The following is a 14051-nucleotide window of genomic DNA, read 5'->3' on the forward strand; positions in this document are numbered from 1 at the left end:
CGAGACTGGCACCGGCCACCGCAGGGGCAAAGGGAAATACGCGGCAGGGACGAGCCGGGGACCACAGAAATAGTGCATCTGAACAGCTTTGTGGCGCCAGCGCGATTGACTCCCCGCGAGGTCCGCGCATCATGCGCGCGCCTCGGCAACGTCCATGCTCACGCTTCTCAAAATCCGCAATCTGGCTCTGGTCGATGAACTCGTCTGGGAACTTGGTCCCGGCTTGGTTGGGGTGACGGGGGAGACGGGCGCGGGCAAGTCCGTCATTGTAGGTGCCCTGAAGCTGGTGCTCGGCGAGCGTGCCGACAAAGGTCTGATCCGGACCGGGGAGGATGCTTGCACGGTGGAGGCGGTCTTCGAATTGCGAGACGCCGCCGAGGTGAATGCCGTGCTGGCCGAAGGGGGGCTGGAGGCCTGTGAGGATGGTTCACTGATCGTGCGCCGTGTGATTGGACAGAGCGCGAACCGCCAATTCGTGAATGATTCCCCGGTAACCTTGGCTTTGCTGAAGCGTCTCGGCGAGCATCTGGTGGATCTGCACGGTCCGCACGATCACCAGTCGTTGCTTTCCACCGAACGCCAGCTCTCAATGCTGGATGCCTATGCGGGCAATGATGCCGCTTTGGATGCCTATCGCGCCACCTGGCGAGCCTGGCGGGACAAGGAAACCGAACTGGAAGATCTGCGCGAGGCGGAGACGGCGAGCACACAGGAGCTGGATTTGCTGCGCCACCAAGTGGCGGAGATCGATGCCGCAAACCTCAAGCCGGAGGAAGAAGACGAGATTGCCGACCGCTATCGACGTGCGAGCAATTCGACCCGACTTGTTGAGCTGGCAGGTGCTGCCTCCGCGGCGCTTGGCTCCGATGAAACGGGCGTGCTGACGCATCTTGTGGAGGTGCAGCGGCTTGTTAGGGATCTGGAGAAGCTGGATCCCGGCATCCGGGAGCGGACGCAGGGGCTGGAGAATGCGGTGATGGAGCTTCAGGAGCTGGAGCGGTCGCTTGCCGACTACGCGGAGGATCTGGACATCGACCCGTCGGAAGCGGCGCGGCTGGAAGAACGCGTGAATCTTTTCGAAACGTTGAAGCGCAAGTATGGCGGGGACCTTGCAGCCGTACTGGCCCAGCGGGATCGTGCTGCGGCGCGGCTGGATTCGGTGGAGAACCGCGGCGAACGTCTGGAACAGCTTTCCGCCGAGGCAGCCCGGCTGCGTGAAGAAACTGACAAGGCAGGCCATGGACTCACCGCCAAGCGCAAGAAAGCTGCACCGAAGCTGGCGAAGGAGATCGCCTCCCAGCTGAAGGACCTCGGTTTCAAGCAATCTTCCTTCGATGTCCAGGTGCTGCTGCACAAGGAGCCGGTGGCTTCCGGCTTGGAAGGCATCGAGTTCCTCTTCGGGCCAAATCCGGGTGAGCCGATGCAGCCACTGCGGCAAATTGCTTCCAGCGGTGAAATCAGCCGCGTGATGCTGGCGGTGAAGAGCGCACTGGCGGAGCAGGACGCCACACCGCTGATGGTCTTCGACGAAATCGATGCGAACGTCGGCGGTGAAATTGCCCGAGCAGTGGGCAAGAAGATGGCGGGGCTTGGTTCCCGGCATCAGGTGGTGGCCATCACGCACTTCCCGCAAGTCGCCGCGCTGGCAGCCCGCCATTACGTGGTGGAAAAGGAGGTGGCTGGTGGTCGCACGCGCTCGCGGATGTTCCCCGTGAATGGGGATGGCCGCATTTCCGAACTCGTCCGCATGCTGGGCGGAGGAGGGGATTCGGCTCGGGCGATGGCGGCGAGTTTGCTGGCGGAGGCCTGAAAGAAATCGTATCAGTTGGGCTCTAGCCAAACATCCCGTCATGAAGCTGAGCGAATTGGATGAAATTCACCGGTCTCCCGGGAGCTGGTTCTTGGGCGTGATCTATTTTGCCCCTCGTGATCCCCGGCTCTTGGTCAGGAAGCGGATCGGATCCCTTGGCTGGACCCTGAATTTCGCGAGGCCGCTGGCCATTCCCTTCTTGGTGGCAAGTATTGCTGCCCTTTGGTTGGGCTTGAATGCGGTGGCCTCGACGGAATGGTCGGAATCGGCGAAGTGGGGTGCCGCGTTGGGAATGATTGCATCGTTGGTGATTTGTTGGGCTTGGGTGGCGAATCAGCGACGCTATATCGATTGATTCGCTCGGCTCTTTGAGAAGGATGTCCGCCCTTCTGTTGCCTCCTTCTTTCCCCCTTCATGAAACGCAAGCCCCGCAGCTTCAAGGCGACCCCCGTGCTGGTGGACGCGCCTTCCGCTCAAGTGGCCGGGGAGTTGGGCTTGCCGTGGAAACAAGTGGGGATGCCCCGGTTAGTCCTCGGCCGCCGCGAATGGATCGCCTTGCCAGAATTCGGTGTAGGCCCGCTGAATTCGAAGACCGATACCGGTGCCCGCACTTCCAGCCTTCACGCGGAAGAGATCCAGGTGACGCCGGATGGCCAGCGTGTCTATTTCGTCACGAGCGACCATTACGGGCGCCGGGTGACCTGTGAGACCCCCATCGTCAAATCGACGAAGGTGAAAAGCTCCACGGGGGTCTCGCGCCGGCGCTATGTGATCGAGACGGCGGCGATGCTCGCCGGCGGTTTTACCTGGCGAATCCGTCTTACCTTGGCGAACCGCAAGGACATGAGAAGTCCCCTGCTTTTGGGCCGGCAGGCGCTCTCAGGATATTTTCTGATTGACCCGCAGGGGAATCATTTGAAGGGAGCGCTGCGCGATCTCGAAGCGCACTTCCCCGGTTGTCACCGCTCATGAAAATTCTCGTTCTTTCGCGTAATGCGAACCTCTACAGCACCTCCGCTCTCGTCAAAGCCGCGGAGGCCCGAGGCCACGACGTCCGTGTCGTGGATTACCTGCGCTGCTACATGAACATCACCGCGCACAACCCGAAGATTTTCATCGAGGGTGAGGAGCTGACGGCGGATGCGGTGATCCCGCGGATCGGAGCCAGCCACACCTTTTACGGCAATGCCGTGGTGCGGCAGTTCGAGATGATGGGGGTTTTCACCGTGAACGATTCGGTGGCGATCGCTCGCTCCCGCGACAAGCTGCGGAGCATGCAGCTTCTGGCCCGGAAAGGGGTGGGCCTGCCGATCACCGGCTTCGCTCACTCCACCGATGCTACCGGCGAGCTGATCAAGATGTGCGGCGGTGCGCCGCTGGTGATCAAGCTGCTGGAAGGCACGCAGGGCGTGGGCGTGGTGCTCGCGGAAACTGCCAAGGCGGCCGAGTCCGTGATCGAGGCTTTCAAGGGCCTGCGCGCTGACATCCTCGTCCAGGAGTTCATCAAAGAGGCGAAGGGAGCTGACATCCGCTGCATCGTGGTGGACGGCAAGGTGGTCGCTTCCATGAAGCGCCAAGCCGCTGAGGGGGAATTCCGTTCCAATCTTCATCGGGGCGGCACGGCGGAAAAGGTGAAGATCACTCCGGAGGAGCGCTCCGTGGCGATCCGCGCGGCAAAGATCATGGGGCTCAATTTCGCGGGGGTTGATCTCCTGCGCTCGAACCATGGACCGGTGGTGATGGAGGTGAACTCCTCGCCGGGCTTGGAAGGCATCGAGAAATCCTCGGGCAAGCCGGTTGCGGACATGGTGATCGATTTCATCGAGAAGGCAGCCGTGAAGCGCCCGAAGCCGCCGAAGCCGACCGACAAGTGAGCCTCTACTTGAGCTCCTTGATCCGGTACATCACGACCTTCGATTTGTAGTCGTCTTCGATCATCACCATATATTCGCCATTCTCCCGGCGTTGTGCGGTGATGGTTTCCCGGATGTCCTGGAGGCCGACTTCCCCAATCTCGCTGCCAGGCTCGAGGTGGCCGACAGCGCTTCCATCGCGGGTGCGGAAGATCTCCACGCGGCCGGTTTTCACGCCCTCCTGTTTGGAAGCCCCCGTGTAAGCGACAAAGATGAAATCACCGGCGACATCGAAGCTCATCGGTTCACAGGATTCATGGCCGGAGGAGCCCTTCGCGTAGGGCAGGATTGTTTTCCACGTCAGCTGGTGCTCGCCATTGAGCCAACCATCGTAGCGGGCCAGCGCCGGACCCATCGGTTTCCAGTGTTGGTTGGTATCTTCCGCGGTGGTGCCGCCGAGATAGAGGGCGTCCGTTGTCACATCGTAGCGGATCCGCTTTACCTCCTTGAACTCGGCGGGGTGGGGGAAGCGGATCATTGAGGCGAAATCCCATTTCGGGTTGCCGCGAGGGTCTAGGCCTTGGCAGGGGAAATAGCGAAGGCCGCTCTGCTCGGTCGCGAGCCAGATGCCTCCGCTGTGATCCACCCACCATCCTTGCGCTGCGGGGAGATCTTGGCCGTCGCCCTTGTCGAACTCTGCCGGGTCGAAGGCTCCATTACCGTCTTGATCCCGCCAGATCCACGCTCCTTTCCCCGGTTGGAAAGCGGGCCAGGTGTCTTTCGGTTCGATCCTTTTCTTTGCAAAGAAACCGGAAGGAATGGCGATTTCACCATCAGTCTCCGGGGCAAAACGATAGACCTGCAGGTGCTCCGCATTCATGTCGTTTACGAAGAGCAGAGGCTTGTCCTCAATGCGGCGCATCCATGCTCCGGCGGACCAGATGTGGAGGCGCGGGTCTTGGGGATACTTGGTGCGATTGATGGTATAGGCAGAGTAGGTGGCTTCCTTCCCGGTTCCTTTGCTGAAGTCCATCGAGAAGCGCTCTTCCTTGGTGTAGGCGCTATTGCCATCGAGGTCGGCCATGTCTACGAAAGTCAGGCCGAAGAGCCGCCAGTTCAGGGTGGCATCGGCAAGTTGGTAGCTTTCCAGAACCGTTCCTCCTCCACCACTCTGGGCGTCGTGGGCGACGTATAGATTGTCCTTCGCGTCGCAACCGATGGCACTGACTTGATTGAGCTTCTGGTTTCCGAAGGCCCCCGGCTTTTCCGCGAGGATCCCGCCCGGTTTGCCGAAGCTGCCGATTTCTATCAGACGGCCCTCTTTCTCCTCGTGGATCCGGATCTGTTGGGAAACGTCGTCCGCCACCAACAGGCGTCCCTTGGAATCGAAACAGAAGGCGATTGGGCGGAGATCGTTGGGGAAGCCCTCTATCCGGCTTTGCGAACCGCTGGTGGTGTCGATGCGGAGCATGTGGGCTGGCTTGGCGTCGGTCGCACGGACGAGCATCCAGAGGTGGAGTTTTTGATCCATAGCAAGAGGACCTGTCTCCCCGGTCGGCCACTCCGCGATGGGTTGCATGGTTTCGGCGTCGTAGACCTTCAGCGTGGAAGAATAGGGATCAGCGATGAAGAGACGCGTCTCGTCAGCGCAGATACCGCGCAGGGCCCCTTTTAGATCGTCGGACACTTCGGCGACCACGAGAAATGAGTCCTTGAGCGTGTCGCCCTCGCCTCCTTTTCCTCCGGCGAAGGGTGCATCCCTGGTGATATCGGCACGAGGGCGTCGCGAGATGCCGAACCACTGTTTGCCCTTTGGAGGCCACGATTCGGGGTCCTTGAGTCCGCCGCCTTCGTTGCCGACCTGCATGCCTAGATAGAGGTAGCGGGAGTTTGCAGCCACCACGGTGCCTCCGTTGTTTCCCCAGCCATGGGTATGCATCGCGTAGCGGATCAGTTCACCATCGCGATATTCTCCAGCATTCCCGCCGGCTTCATCCCACTCGACGTTGGTGAATACGGTGCCATCTCCCATTACGGTAAGCGCAGCGATGTCTTGCTGGATCCACTTCCTTGCTCCGCCGTAGGAGTTCCCGATCCATGAGCTGACCGCCTCCAAGGGAGGGCTGTTGAATTCCCCGCCCGGAAGCGCCGTGGCAAGGGCGAGCGAAACACCGGCGGACCTGAAGATCATCGTCTTCGCTTACGGCCACAGGACTCGATTCCTCCCAAATTCCCATATACCCTTCGCATTTTCGCGATTGTTCCCGCTGCGGCGATCCGTTGAAGTGCGACCATGCGTAAAGCCCTGATTGCCACCGCTCTGCTGTCCGCTGTCGCCTCTGCGGAGCCGACCATCATTCCCTTGCCGAAGGAGATGAAGACGGGCGAAGGGAGCTTCAAGTTTGGAGACGAGACCGGCATCCGTTTCGATAAGGATCTGGAACCGGTCGCCAAGCTCTTCGCGGATGACTTGAAGGCTCGTTCACAGCACGAGGTGAAGCTGGTTCGGGAAGAACTCCGCATCATGCTGCCTTCCGAGATCCGCTTGGACCTCGATGACTCCCTTCCGCTGAAGTCAGGCGGCTACAAGCTGGAGGTCACTCCGAAAGGCGTGTTGGTAACAGGCAAGGATGTGGCGGGTGCATGGTACGGCACGCGTAGTATTATTCAGATGATGCCCGCGTCGGGCGCCGAGGTATGGGCCACGACGAAGGGCGTGCCGATTCCTGCTGTCTCCATCACCGATGAGCCGCGCTTTGGCTGGCGCGGGATGCATTTGGATGTCGGGCGCCATTACTTTCCCGTGGATGACATCAAGGGCTTCATCGATTGGCTCGCCTTTCACAAGATGAACACCTTCCATTGGCACCTGACGGAGGACCAAGGCTGGCGGATCGAGATCAAGAAGTACCCGAAGCTCACGGAGATTGGGGGCTTCCGCGATTCCTCGCCGCCCTATGGCAACCGCTATGCCGACGACGGCCAGCGCTACGGTGGTTTCTATACGCAGGAACAAATCAAGGACGTGGTGGCCTACGCGGCAGCCCGCCAGATCACCATCGTGCCGGAAATCGACATGCCCGGACACATGGCCGCGGCGATCGCAGCCTATCCAGAACTGGGCAACTCGGACATCTCCGGCTACGCCCCCAAGGTGCAGACCCGTTGGGGTGTGCATCCTTACACGCTGGCTCCCACCGAGGAAACCTTCCGTTTTGTGGATGACGTCCTGACCGAGCTCTGCGAGCTCTTCCCCTCGCAATACATCCACATCGGCGGGGATGAGGCACCCAAGGACCAATGGGAGTCATCCCCACGCGTGAAGGAGTTGATGAAGAAGGAGAAGATGAAGGATGGGCACGATGTGCAGAGCTACTTCATCAAGCGCGTGGAAACGATGCTGGAGAAGAAGGGCCGCAAGCTTGTCGGCTGGGATGAGATCCGCGAAGGCGGCCTGTCTCCGAATGCCACCGTGATGTCGTGGCGAGGTGAGGCCGGGGGAATTGCTTCTGCCAAGGAGGGCCACGACGTGGTGATGGCCTCCAATAGCCATCTTTACTTCGACCACTATCAAGCTCCGGCTGCCGATGAGACGGCCAAGGGCAAGCAGTTCGAGGCAATCGGAGGCTTCCTCCCCATCTCCAAGGTCTACTCCTACGACCCGGTTCCCAAGGCGCTGACCGCCGAGGAAGCCCGACATGTCCTCGGAGTGCAGGCCCAGCTCTGGACGGAGTATATGAAGGATTGGGACAAGGTGGAATACATGGCCTTTCCCCGGATCTCAGCTCTGGCCGAGATCGCCTGGACACCGGTGGAACGAAAGAACTACGATGACTTCCGTGCCCGCTTGGATGGTGTCTTGAAACACTATGATGCCGCCAAGGTGAAGCGGGCCGAGCCGTTCGATCCGCCGAAGCCCCAGACAAAGGATGGCAGCACGGTCGAGACTTCGCTCGAGAGCTATCAAGAGCACTGGGCGGAACTGGCTTACGATGGCAAGCCCGACACCTTCTTCTGGGCTGACCGGTCCTTGAAGGCGGGCGACCACCTTACGCTCACGCTTCGTGCTGCAGTCTCCGGCAAGGCGCGGGTCATCACGGGCGGCAAGGCCAGTCGGAATGGGGACAAGCTTGGGGAAGGTGTTCTGGAAGCCTCATCGGATGGTAGCAAGTGGGCCGAGGTTGCTTCTTTCAAGGAGGGCATCGCCGAAGGCCCTCTTCCGCCGGCAACCACCAGCCTGCGCATTCGCGTGACGAAGCCCCAGGAGAATTGGTTGATCATCCACGAGATCGAGGTGGAATAAACCAGTCTGCCCATCGGGCGAGCTTACTTCTTTGGAAGCAGTGCAGCCTTCCCCAAGGTCAAGATTGCCAAGGCGGCTCCGAGCGTAAACCCCGCGATGCTAGGCCAGTGGCCAGCGAGAAGTGCTGGCTTGAAAAGCAAGCAGGCAACGAGAAGGGATGCGAGAGGCAGCATGGCGAGCCGGATGAGTCCTTGTGACGATGCGTGTTCGCTGCTGGTGCTTCTGGAATCTTTGTCGCCCCAACCCTCGCGCAACATCGCAATGATCCCCCGGGGCAATGAGGAATAGCGCGAAGGTTGCTCCGAAGGGCCCGACCGCTTCCCTGATGAAATCCAGCATCTCCTGCGATCTACTAGGAGATCCGTATGCTCTTGGCGGCGATAAAATCGGAAGGAGTTTGTTCGTCGATCATGCAAAAAGGGGTGTCCGCGCATCGGTGCCGACACCCCGGTGAATCAAGAATCACTCCCTAAAAGTAGTGGTCCCGCAGCGCACCATCGTAGTCGCCGGTGCGCATGCAACAGTTCTTGAAATTTGGAACTGGAACCGCAGGGACACGGATCATTCCGGCCGAGCTTTTCACTGAGTTCCTTGTCTCCGTTGACCACCCGGTGACCGCGCTTCACGCGCGTTTCGGATGGGAAGCCCTTACGGCGCTTGCTGCTGCGTTCATAGAAAGCAGCAGTCGTCTTGATTTGGTTTTGGTGTCGTCATGGCAACCTCCTTTGTTTTGTTGCGGCGGAGAGCCTGATCTTCCTGTTTCGGAGCTGTCGAGCCTGCTCTCCGGAAAAGAAAAGGGCGGGCATCGCTGCCCGCCCTTCTCCAGAATGGAAAGATCGACCTGAGGTTCCTTAGAACTCCACTTTGCCGCGGCCCTGAACGCGCTTCCAAACGGGGCCCTTGGGGTCGTAGGGCGGCGCGTTGTCCGCATTGGTGGGTTCCGGCAGGCCACCGTCCAGGCGGAAGAGCGGAAAGATGGGGGATCCGCTCGGGCTCGACTCATACTTCTGGCCGATTTCCTCGATGAGAAGAGAAGCGCAGAAAAGACCGCCGGGGATTTCGCTGATCAGAATCTCGATCGGGTATTTCTTGCCGGCTTCCACCTCGAATTCCTTGCCGACCGCGAGTCCGCCGATCGCACCGTTCCAGTTGCGGGTGGTGTCATATTCGTAGAACTTTACCGGGAGCTTCACCGGGTAGTCACCCTCCTTCAGCTTGGCGAGCATGTTGTCGTCCTCGACTTCTTCCTTGAGCACCTGGATGCCTTTGCCGGAGAGGTGAACTCCTGTGGTACCGGAGGTGAAGCCGTGGTCGAAGACATGCTTGCCGTTGAAGCGGACCACGAGCACGTCGTCGCCCGCTCCCACGAAGCGGAACTTCCCGCTGCGGGGCGGGGTCACCATGCCGCGATAGACTACCACCCATAGCCTCGGCTGCACTTCCTTCTCGCAATTGAATGCGGCAGGTGCGCCTTCCGCGGCCATGATCGGGATGTAGATCTTGGTCTGATAGAGCTTCTGGGAAGCCTGATAGTAGTCCTTCAGGACGCTCTCCCTCCACCCCCGATTGGTGAATTCCTTGATGATGTCGCGAATGTTCTCGGTCGTGACCTCGGACTGCTTCTTTTTGTTCGTCTGCTTGAGATCGTAGAAGGTGCCTTCAAGCGCGTTCTCGTTCGGGTTGATCATCCCGAAGGGATTGACCAGACCGGTACCGCCGGGAGTCAGGCCCATGCCGGAACCCGAGCCGAATCCTTGGCCTGTTCCATCGCCCTTGCCGCCACCGCTGCCGGAGCCGCCGAGACCTCCTGCCATGCCGCCCGAGCCGATCTCACCCATTGAAGCCATCTCTGTCATGGCTTCCGGTTCGGGCAGCGTGAATTCGCTCGCGACATCCTGGGCTACCACGCGCGGCATATTCTGGCGCATCATGTTGGCGCGCTTCTTTTGCTGCGTCTGGCTCTGGGAATCCGGGCTTCCGCCGCCGCCGCTTGCGGGCATGAAGTCCACCGCCTTTTTGGGCTCCGGAGGAATGATCTGGAATACCCAAACCACCCCGATGGCCAGCAGGATGGCGTGGAGGATGATGGAGATCGATAGCGACCCGCCGCCAAGCCTTCTCCAGAAAGACAGCTTGGCCTTCTCATAGATTACGGTCGTCGGTTGCTCGCCTTCGTAGGTGAAATCTTCTTCTTCTTGATTCATCGGGTGCGTTCCGAGGGGACAAACGCAGGACTTCCCAAACCCTTAGGCCTATTGTCGCGGAATCTTCACAAAAACGTATTTCATAGGTCAAAAAGCTCCACGGGATGCCAGTGTCTCGGCACCTTTCGGGAGCAAAAAAGAACCCCGGTCATCGCGACCGGGGTTCCTTGAGATATCTTGTTCCGTTTCGTTACGGTGAATTAGATGCCGCGCTTCTTGACGGCTCCGCCACCGCTGTCCGTGCTGAGGAAGCGGTAGTAAACCTCCAGCATCAACGTGCAGAGGGTGGTGCGGTAAAGGCGACCGTCCTCATTGTTGTCCGCGTAGCGGGCGGCCACGGCGCGGATTTGCTGACCACCACCCGGCACCTTCCAAGAACCGTCGGTTTCCTGGTTTTCCAGCAGCTGATCACGGAAGAGCTTGTTGTATTTCTTCCAAGCCTCGCCGCCCTGCTGCATCATTGCTTGGGACTCATAATAGTGACCGTAAAGGTCGCAGAACTTGCCGTTGTACTCGAACTTGGTCTTCTCCAGAATGTAGTCGCCGGCCTTACGGACTTCGGAGCGACCGCCCTTGCCCCACATCTGGTGGCAGAGCATGCCCACGCCGGTGAGCGTGTGGTAGTCTAGGCCTCCCGAGGCGTCCTTGTTGCTGTAGCCGAAGCCACCGTCATCAGCCTGGCACTTCACGAGATATTCCAGACCGCGGTTGATCGAGCCGTTCATGCCGCGGAACTTGATGCCGGAGTGAGTGCAGGCCTTGAGCGCCTGAATCTGCCAGCCAGCGATCGAAACGTCGCCGCCGCGATCGCCTTCGGTGTCGTAGGAATAGTCCCAGCCGCCGCTCTTGTGCTGGTTGTCGATGATGTATTGGCCCGCCTTCTGGGTGACTTCCATCAGGTTCGGGACATCGATCTTGAGGTCCTTGCAGAAGGTGGCGGCTTCGCCCAGCGCGTAGGTGGCGATGCCATGCTCGTAGCTCCAATGCTTGTCCCCGAGGTTCTCGGACATCTTGCCCTCGGTCTTCACGCCAAGATTTACCAGATAGACGATGCCCTTCATGCAGGACTCACCGTATTCCTCGGAGACCGGGGTCTCGCAGTGGCCGAAGTAGGCCAGCAGCGCGAGGCCGGTCATCGCCGTCTGATTGTTGCCACCCCAAGAGCCGTCGGGATTCTGCTTGGACTTTAGCCATTGAAGCGCCTTCACCACGGCTTCCTCGCACTGCGGGGTGCCGCCGTTTTCAGAGAGACGCAGGAGGCGGTCCTCCTTCGAGCAACGCTTGCGCATGGACTCGGGGATCAGGCCGAAAAGCTTGCCTGCACCCGCACCGCCAAAACCGAAGCCATTGCCATCGCCGCGACCGCCGCCGCTGCCCTTGCCAAAGCCGCTGCCATCACCAGCACCACCGAGGCCGCCGGACATGCCGCCACCGCTCAGGGAGCTCAGGGAGGACATTTCGCCGAAATTGTCGCCCGGATCCGGGATCGCGAAATTCGAGGTAGCCCCCTCCGCGAAGACGCGCTTCACGTTTGTCGAGGGCGTGATCTGGGCGCGCTTTTTCTGCTGCACGTCATACTGCATGCCGCGCTCGCCGCCACCGCCGCCGCCGCCGCCGGAGGGCATGAAGTCCACGTTCTTCTTCGGTTCCTGGATGATCTGGAACACCCAGAACGCTCCGAGGACCAGCAGGGCCACGTGGAAAAGGATCGCGATCGAGAGGGCACCGCCGCCGATCCGTTTCCAGAGGCTCAGCTTCTTCTTTTCGAAGATGGTATGGGCGTGGGCGTGCTCGCCTTCCTCGCTCTGGTAATATTCAAACGATTCGTCGTCGTTCATGGCTGGGAATGGGTTTTGAAGTTTTCCGGATCCTAACCGGATTTTGCCGGCTCTTCACGCTTGGAACGCAGGAGCGGCGGGATTTCTTGGAAAGGGATTGAAGGGGGGAGGAGTGGTGATCCGCCTTATTCCGGAGTGCTGGCGGTAACTCCTGCTTTTCTCAGAGCTAGGGCTAGATGGTGCCTCTAGCTCTTCTGAGTCTCTACAGAAGGCTTCATGGGCTGGTGGCTTTTGGGTTTCCCTTGGATCCTACCAGCCCATGTGACGAAAGTCGCTTCAGGAAGCGGGCTATTCCGGCGCGCCGGCTTGGAAGGTTACGTTGCTGATCTGGGCCCGGGTGAGGGCATCCAGAACATCCACCACGCGCTCGTACTTCGCCAGTTCGTTTGCGTAGATGGTCACGAGGACCTTGGTTTTGGTGGCTTCCGAGGCTTCGCGGAGGCCATTGAGGGTGCTGGCGAGCTGGGGCAAGTCTTTCGACCCCGGCTCGTCCATCGGCTCCTCGTTCATGTAGATCTGGCCGTCGTCTTCCACCACGATCGAGACTTCGTCAGGAAGCTCGACCGCCGTCTCGGACTCGACACTGCCCGGGAGCTGGGTGACGTGGGAATTCTCGACCTGGATATCGCCAGCCTGGACGATGAAGAAGAGAAGGATCACGAACACCACGTCGATCATCGGCGCGATCTGGAAGCCCAGGTTGACCTCGGAGGAATGCTTCCGCCGGTGACTGCGTTTCTTTTTCATGGCAGTGTCACTTGTTCGAGGATGCGAAGGCGATGTCGGCGATCCCGGCTTCACCGATCAGGTTCATGGCGCGCTGGATCTCGCCCGCAGGGACATCCTTGTCGCCACGCACCACGACGCGGAGCTTTTCATCGCGCTTCTTGTTTTCCTGAAGAACCGGCACGAGCTCCTGCCAATCGGTGTAGACCTTGTCGTCCACGACCAGGATACCCTTGTTGGTCCCCGCGTCGAAGCGGAGGTTCACGGCATACTCGTGCTTGGCCATTTCCGGCTCCCGCTTCTTCGCATTCGGCGAAACGGGAAGCGTGAGGGCTTTGTCGACCTTGAGCACCTCAGCCGAGGTGATCATGACGAAGAACACGAGCAGCACGAGCAACACGTCGATCATCGGAGCGATCTGGAACTCCGGTTCCCCGTCTCCTCCTCCACCTCCACCGGCCATGGGATCAGTTTGTTAAAGGGTTGTTTTTTAAGAATGGGCGTAGACCTGGATCAGCCTTCCGGGGCGTCGATCCAGTTCGGCAGCGCGGCGTAGGTTTCTTCCTGACCCACGTCCGTGTTCTGGAGATACTCGTAAGGCGCGTTGCGGAACAGGCGCTCGGAGGTTTCCTGGAGGTGGTGGATGGCACCCTGCAGCTTGTTGCGCAGGAAGTAGAAGGCGGCGAAGGCCGGAATGGCGACGAGAAGACCCGTGGCAGTAGCCACAAGCACCTCACCGATGTGGCCGGCAAGTTCGCCCACACCACCGGAGAGACCGGTGGAACCAAGGCTACCGAAGGCACCCTTCATACCACCCACGGTGCCGAGCAGACCGATCATCGGAGCACACACACCGATAACCGAAAGGTAGTTAATGCGAGTCTGAAGAGTGGAGTTGATCTTGTCGACGGTGGAGTAGAGGGCCTCTTCGGTGGCATCCTTGCCGTGACCGACGGAACCCAGACCGGCGCGCACCACTTCGGCGAAGGGGCTGATACCCGCCTTCATCGCCTGATAGGCACCCACGTAGTCACCGGCGCGGAAAAGCTCCTGGGCGGTGGTGACGTCCTCCGGAGGCGTCATCTTCGGACGGTTCGTCCGCATCCAGATGTCAATAATGAGCCAGACCATCGCGATCGAGCAGACGAGCAGGACGTGCATGACCCAGCCACCTTCGATGTAGGTGTCGATCAGCGTTTTCTTTTCGCCGGGAGCATGGGCAGCTTCCGCAGCGGATACGGCCATGGGGACGAGCAGGGCGGCGACAGCGGTGGCTGCCTGGATGGTCTTTTTCATTAGCGAGTTTGTCGATTTAAG

Annotated in this window: 12 protein-coding genes; 5 read left to right on the plus strand and 7 right to left on the minus strand. The window is 60.0% G+C overall.

Translation table 11 applies throughout. The features are described 5' to 3' along the window. Positions 1–154 precede the first annotated feature (154 nt). From recN to rimK, 4 genes are read left to right on the plus strand one after another with little or no spacing between them, the layout of a single operon-like run. Positions 155–1810, plus strand: coding sequence for a DNA repair protein RecN (gene recN / locus HHL09_RS17780; RefSeq protein ID WP_169455980.1), 1656 nt, complete (start codon positions 155–157; stop codon positions 1808–1810). A 40-nt stretch (positions 1811–1850) separates the two neighbouring features. Next, positions 1851–2165, plus strand: coding sequence for a DUF5808 domain-containing protein (locus HHL09_RS17785; RefSeq protein WP_169452449.1), 315 nt, complete (start codon positions 1851–1853; stop codon positions 2163–2165). 59 nt (positions 2166–2224) lie between these two features. Further along, positions 2225–2782, plus strand: a complete 558-nt coding sequence (locus HHL09_RS17790) for an ATP-dependent zinc protease family protein (RefSeq protein WP_169455981.1) — start codon at positions 2225–2227, stop codon at positions 2780–2782. After that, a complete protein-coding gene (gene rimK, locus HHL09_RS17795; RefSeq protein ID WP_169455982.1) occupies positions 2779–3684 on the plus strand; it encodes a 30S ribosomal protein S6--L-glutamate ligase in 906 nt (301 codons plus the stop codon). Before HHL09_RS17790 ends, rimK begins: the two co-directional genes overlap by 4 nt. Before the next feature lie 4 nt (positions 3685–3688). On the opposite strand, the gene HHL09_RS17800 is transcribed toward rimK, so the two are convergent. Continuing rightward, positions 3689–5854: an NHL repeat-containing protein gene (locus tag HHL09_RS17800; protein WP_169455983.1), complete on the minus strand. Its 2166-nt coding sequence runs from the start codon at positions 5852–5854 to the stop codon at positions 3689–3691. A 102-nt stretch (positions 5855–5956) separates the two neighbouring features. Here HHL09_RS17800 and HHL09_RS17805 point away from each other — a divergent pair, with 102 nt between their 5' ends. After that, on the plus strand, positions 5957–7966 hold the full coding sequence (locus HHL09_RS17805) for a glycoside hydrolase family 20 protein (protein ID WP_169455984.1): 2010 nt from the start codon (positions 5957–5959) through the stop codon (positions 7964–7966). A gap of 455 nt (positions 7967–8421) precedes the next feature. Here the strand turns inward: HHL09_RS17805 and HHL09_RS26770 are convergent, their stop codons facing one another. The 6 genes from HHL09_RS26770 to HHL09_RS17835 all read right to left on the minus strand — a co-directional run bounded on the left by HHL09_RS26770 (position 8422) and on the right by HHL09_RS17835 (position 14030). Continuing rightward, positions 8422–8592, minus strand: coding sequence for an SEC-C metal-binding domain-containing protein (locus HHL09_RS26770; RefSeq protein ID WP_205760876.1), 171 nt, complete (start codon positions 8590–8592; stop codon positions 8422–8424). Between the two features lie 225 nt (positions 8593–8817). Continuing rightward, positions 8818–10170 (minus strand): hypothetical protein, encoded by a 1353-nt coding sequence (locus tag HHL09_RS26420; RefSeq protein WP_205760877.1) that lies wholly within the window; start codon positions 10168–10170, stop codon positions 8818–8820. 200 nt (positions 10171–10370) lie between these two features. Further along, complete coding sequence (locus tag HHL09_RS17820) at positions 10371–12008, minus strand: prenyltransferase/squalene oxidase repeat-containing protein (RefSeq protein ID WP_169455985.1); 1638 nt, start codon at positions 12006–12008, stop codon at positions 10371–10373. Between the two features lie 288 nt (positions 12009–12296). Further along, positions 12297–12755: an ExbD/TolR family protein gene (locus HHL09_RS17825; protein WP_169455986.1), complete on the minus strand. Its 459-nt coding sequence runs from the start codon at positions 12753–12755 to the stop codon at positions 12297–12299. 7 nt (positions 12756–12762) lie between these two features. Next, entirely contained in the window at positions 12763–13197 is a 435-nt protein-coding gene (locus HHL09_RS17830; protein WP_169455987.1) for an ExbD/TolR family protein, read from the minus strand. A 50-nt stretch (positions 13198–13247) separates the two neighbouring features. Then, positions 13248–14030 carry a MotA/TolQ/ExbB proton channel family protein gene (locus HHL09_RS17835; RefSeq protein WP_169455988.1) on the minus strand — a complete coding sequence of 261 codons (783 nt, stop codon included), beginning with the start codon at positions 14028–14030 and terminating at the stop codon, positions 13248–13250. Between the last annotated feature and the right edge of the window lie 21 nt (positions 14031–14051).

Origin of the sequence: Luteolibacter luteus (assembly GCF_012913485.1) — a bacterium.
Lineage (GTDB): Bacteria > Verrucomicrobiota > Verrucomicrobiia > Verrucomicrobiales > Akkermansiaceae > Haloferula > Haloferula lutea.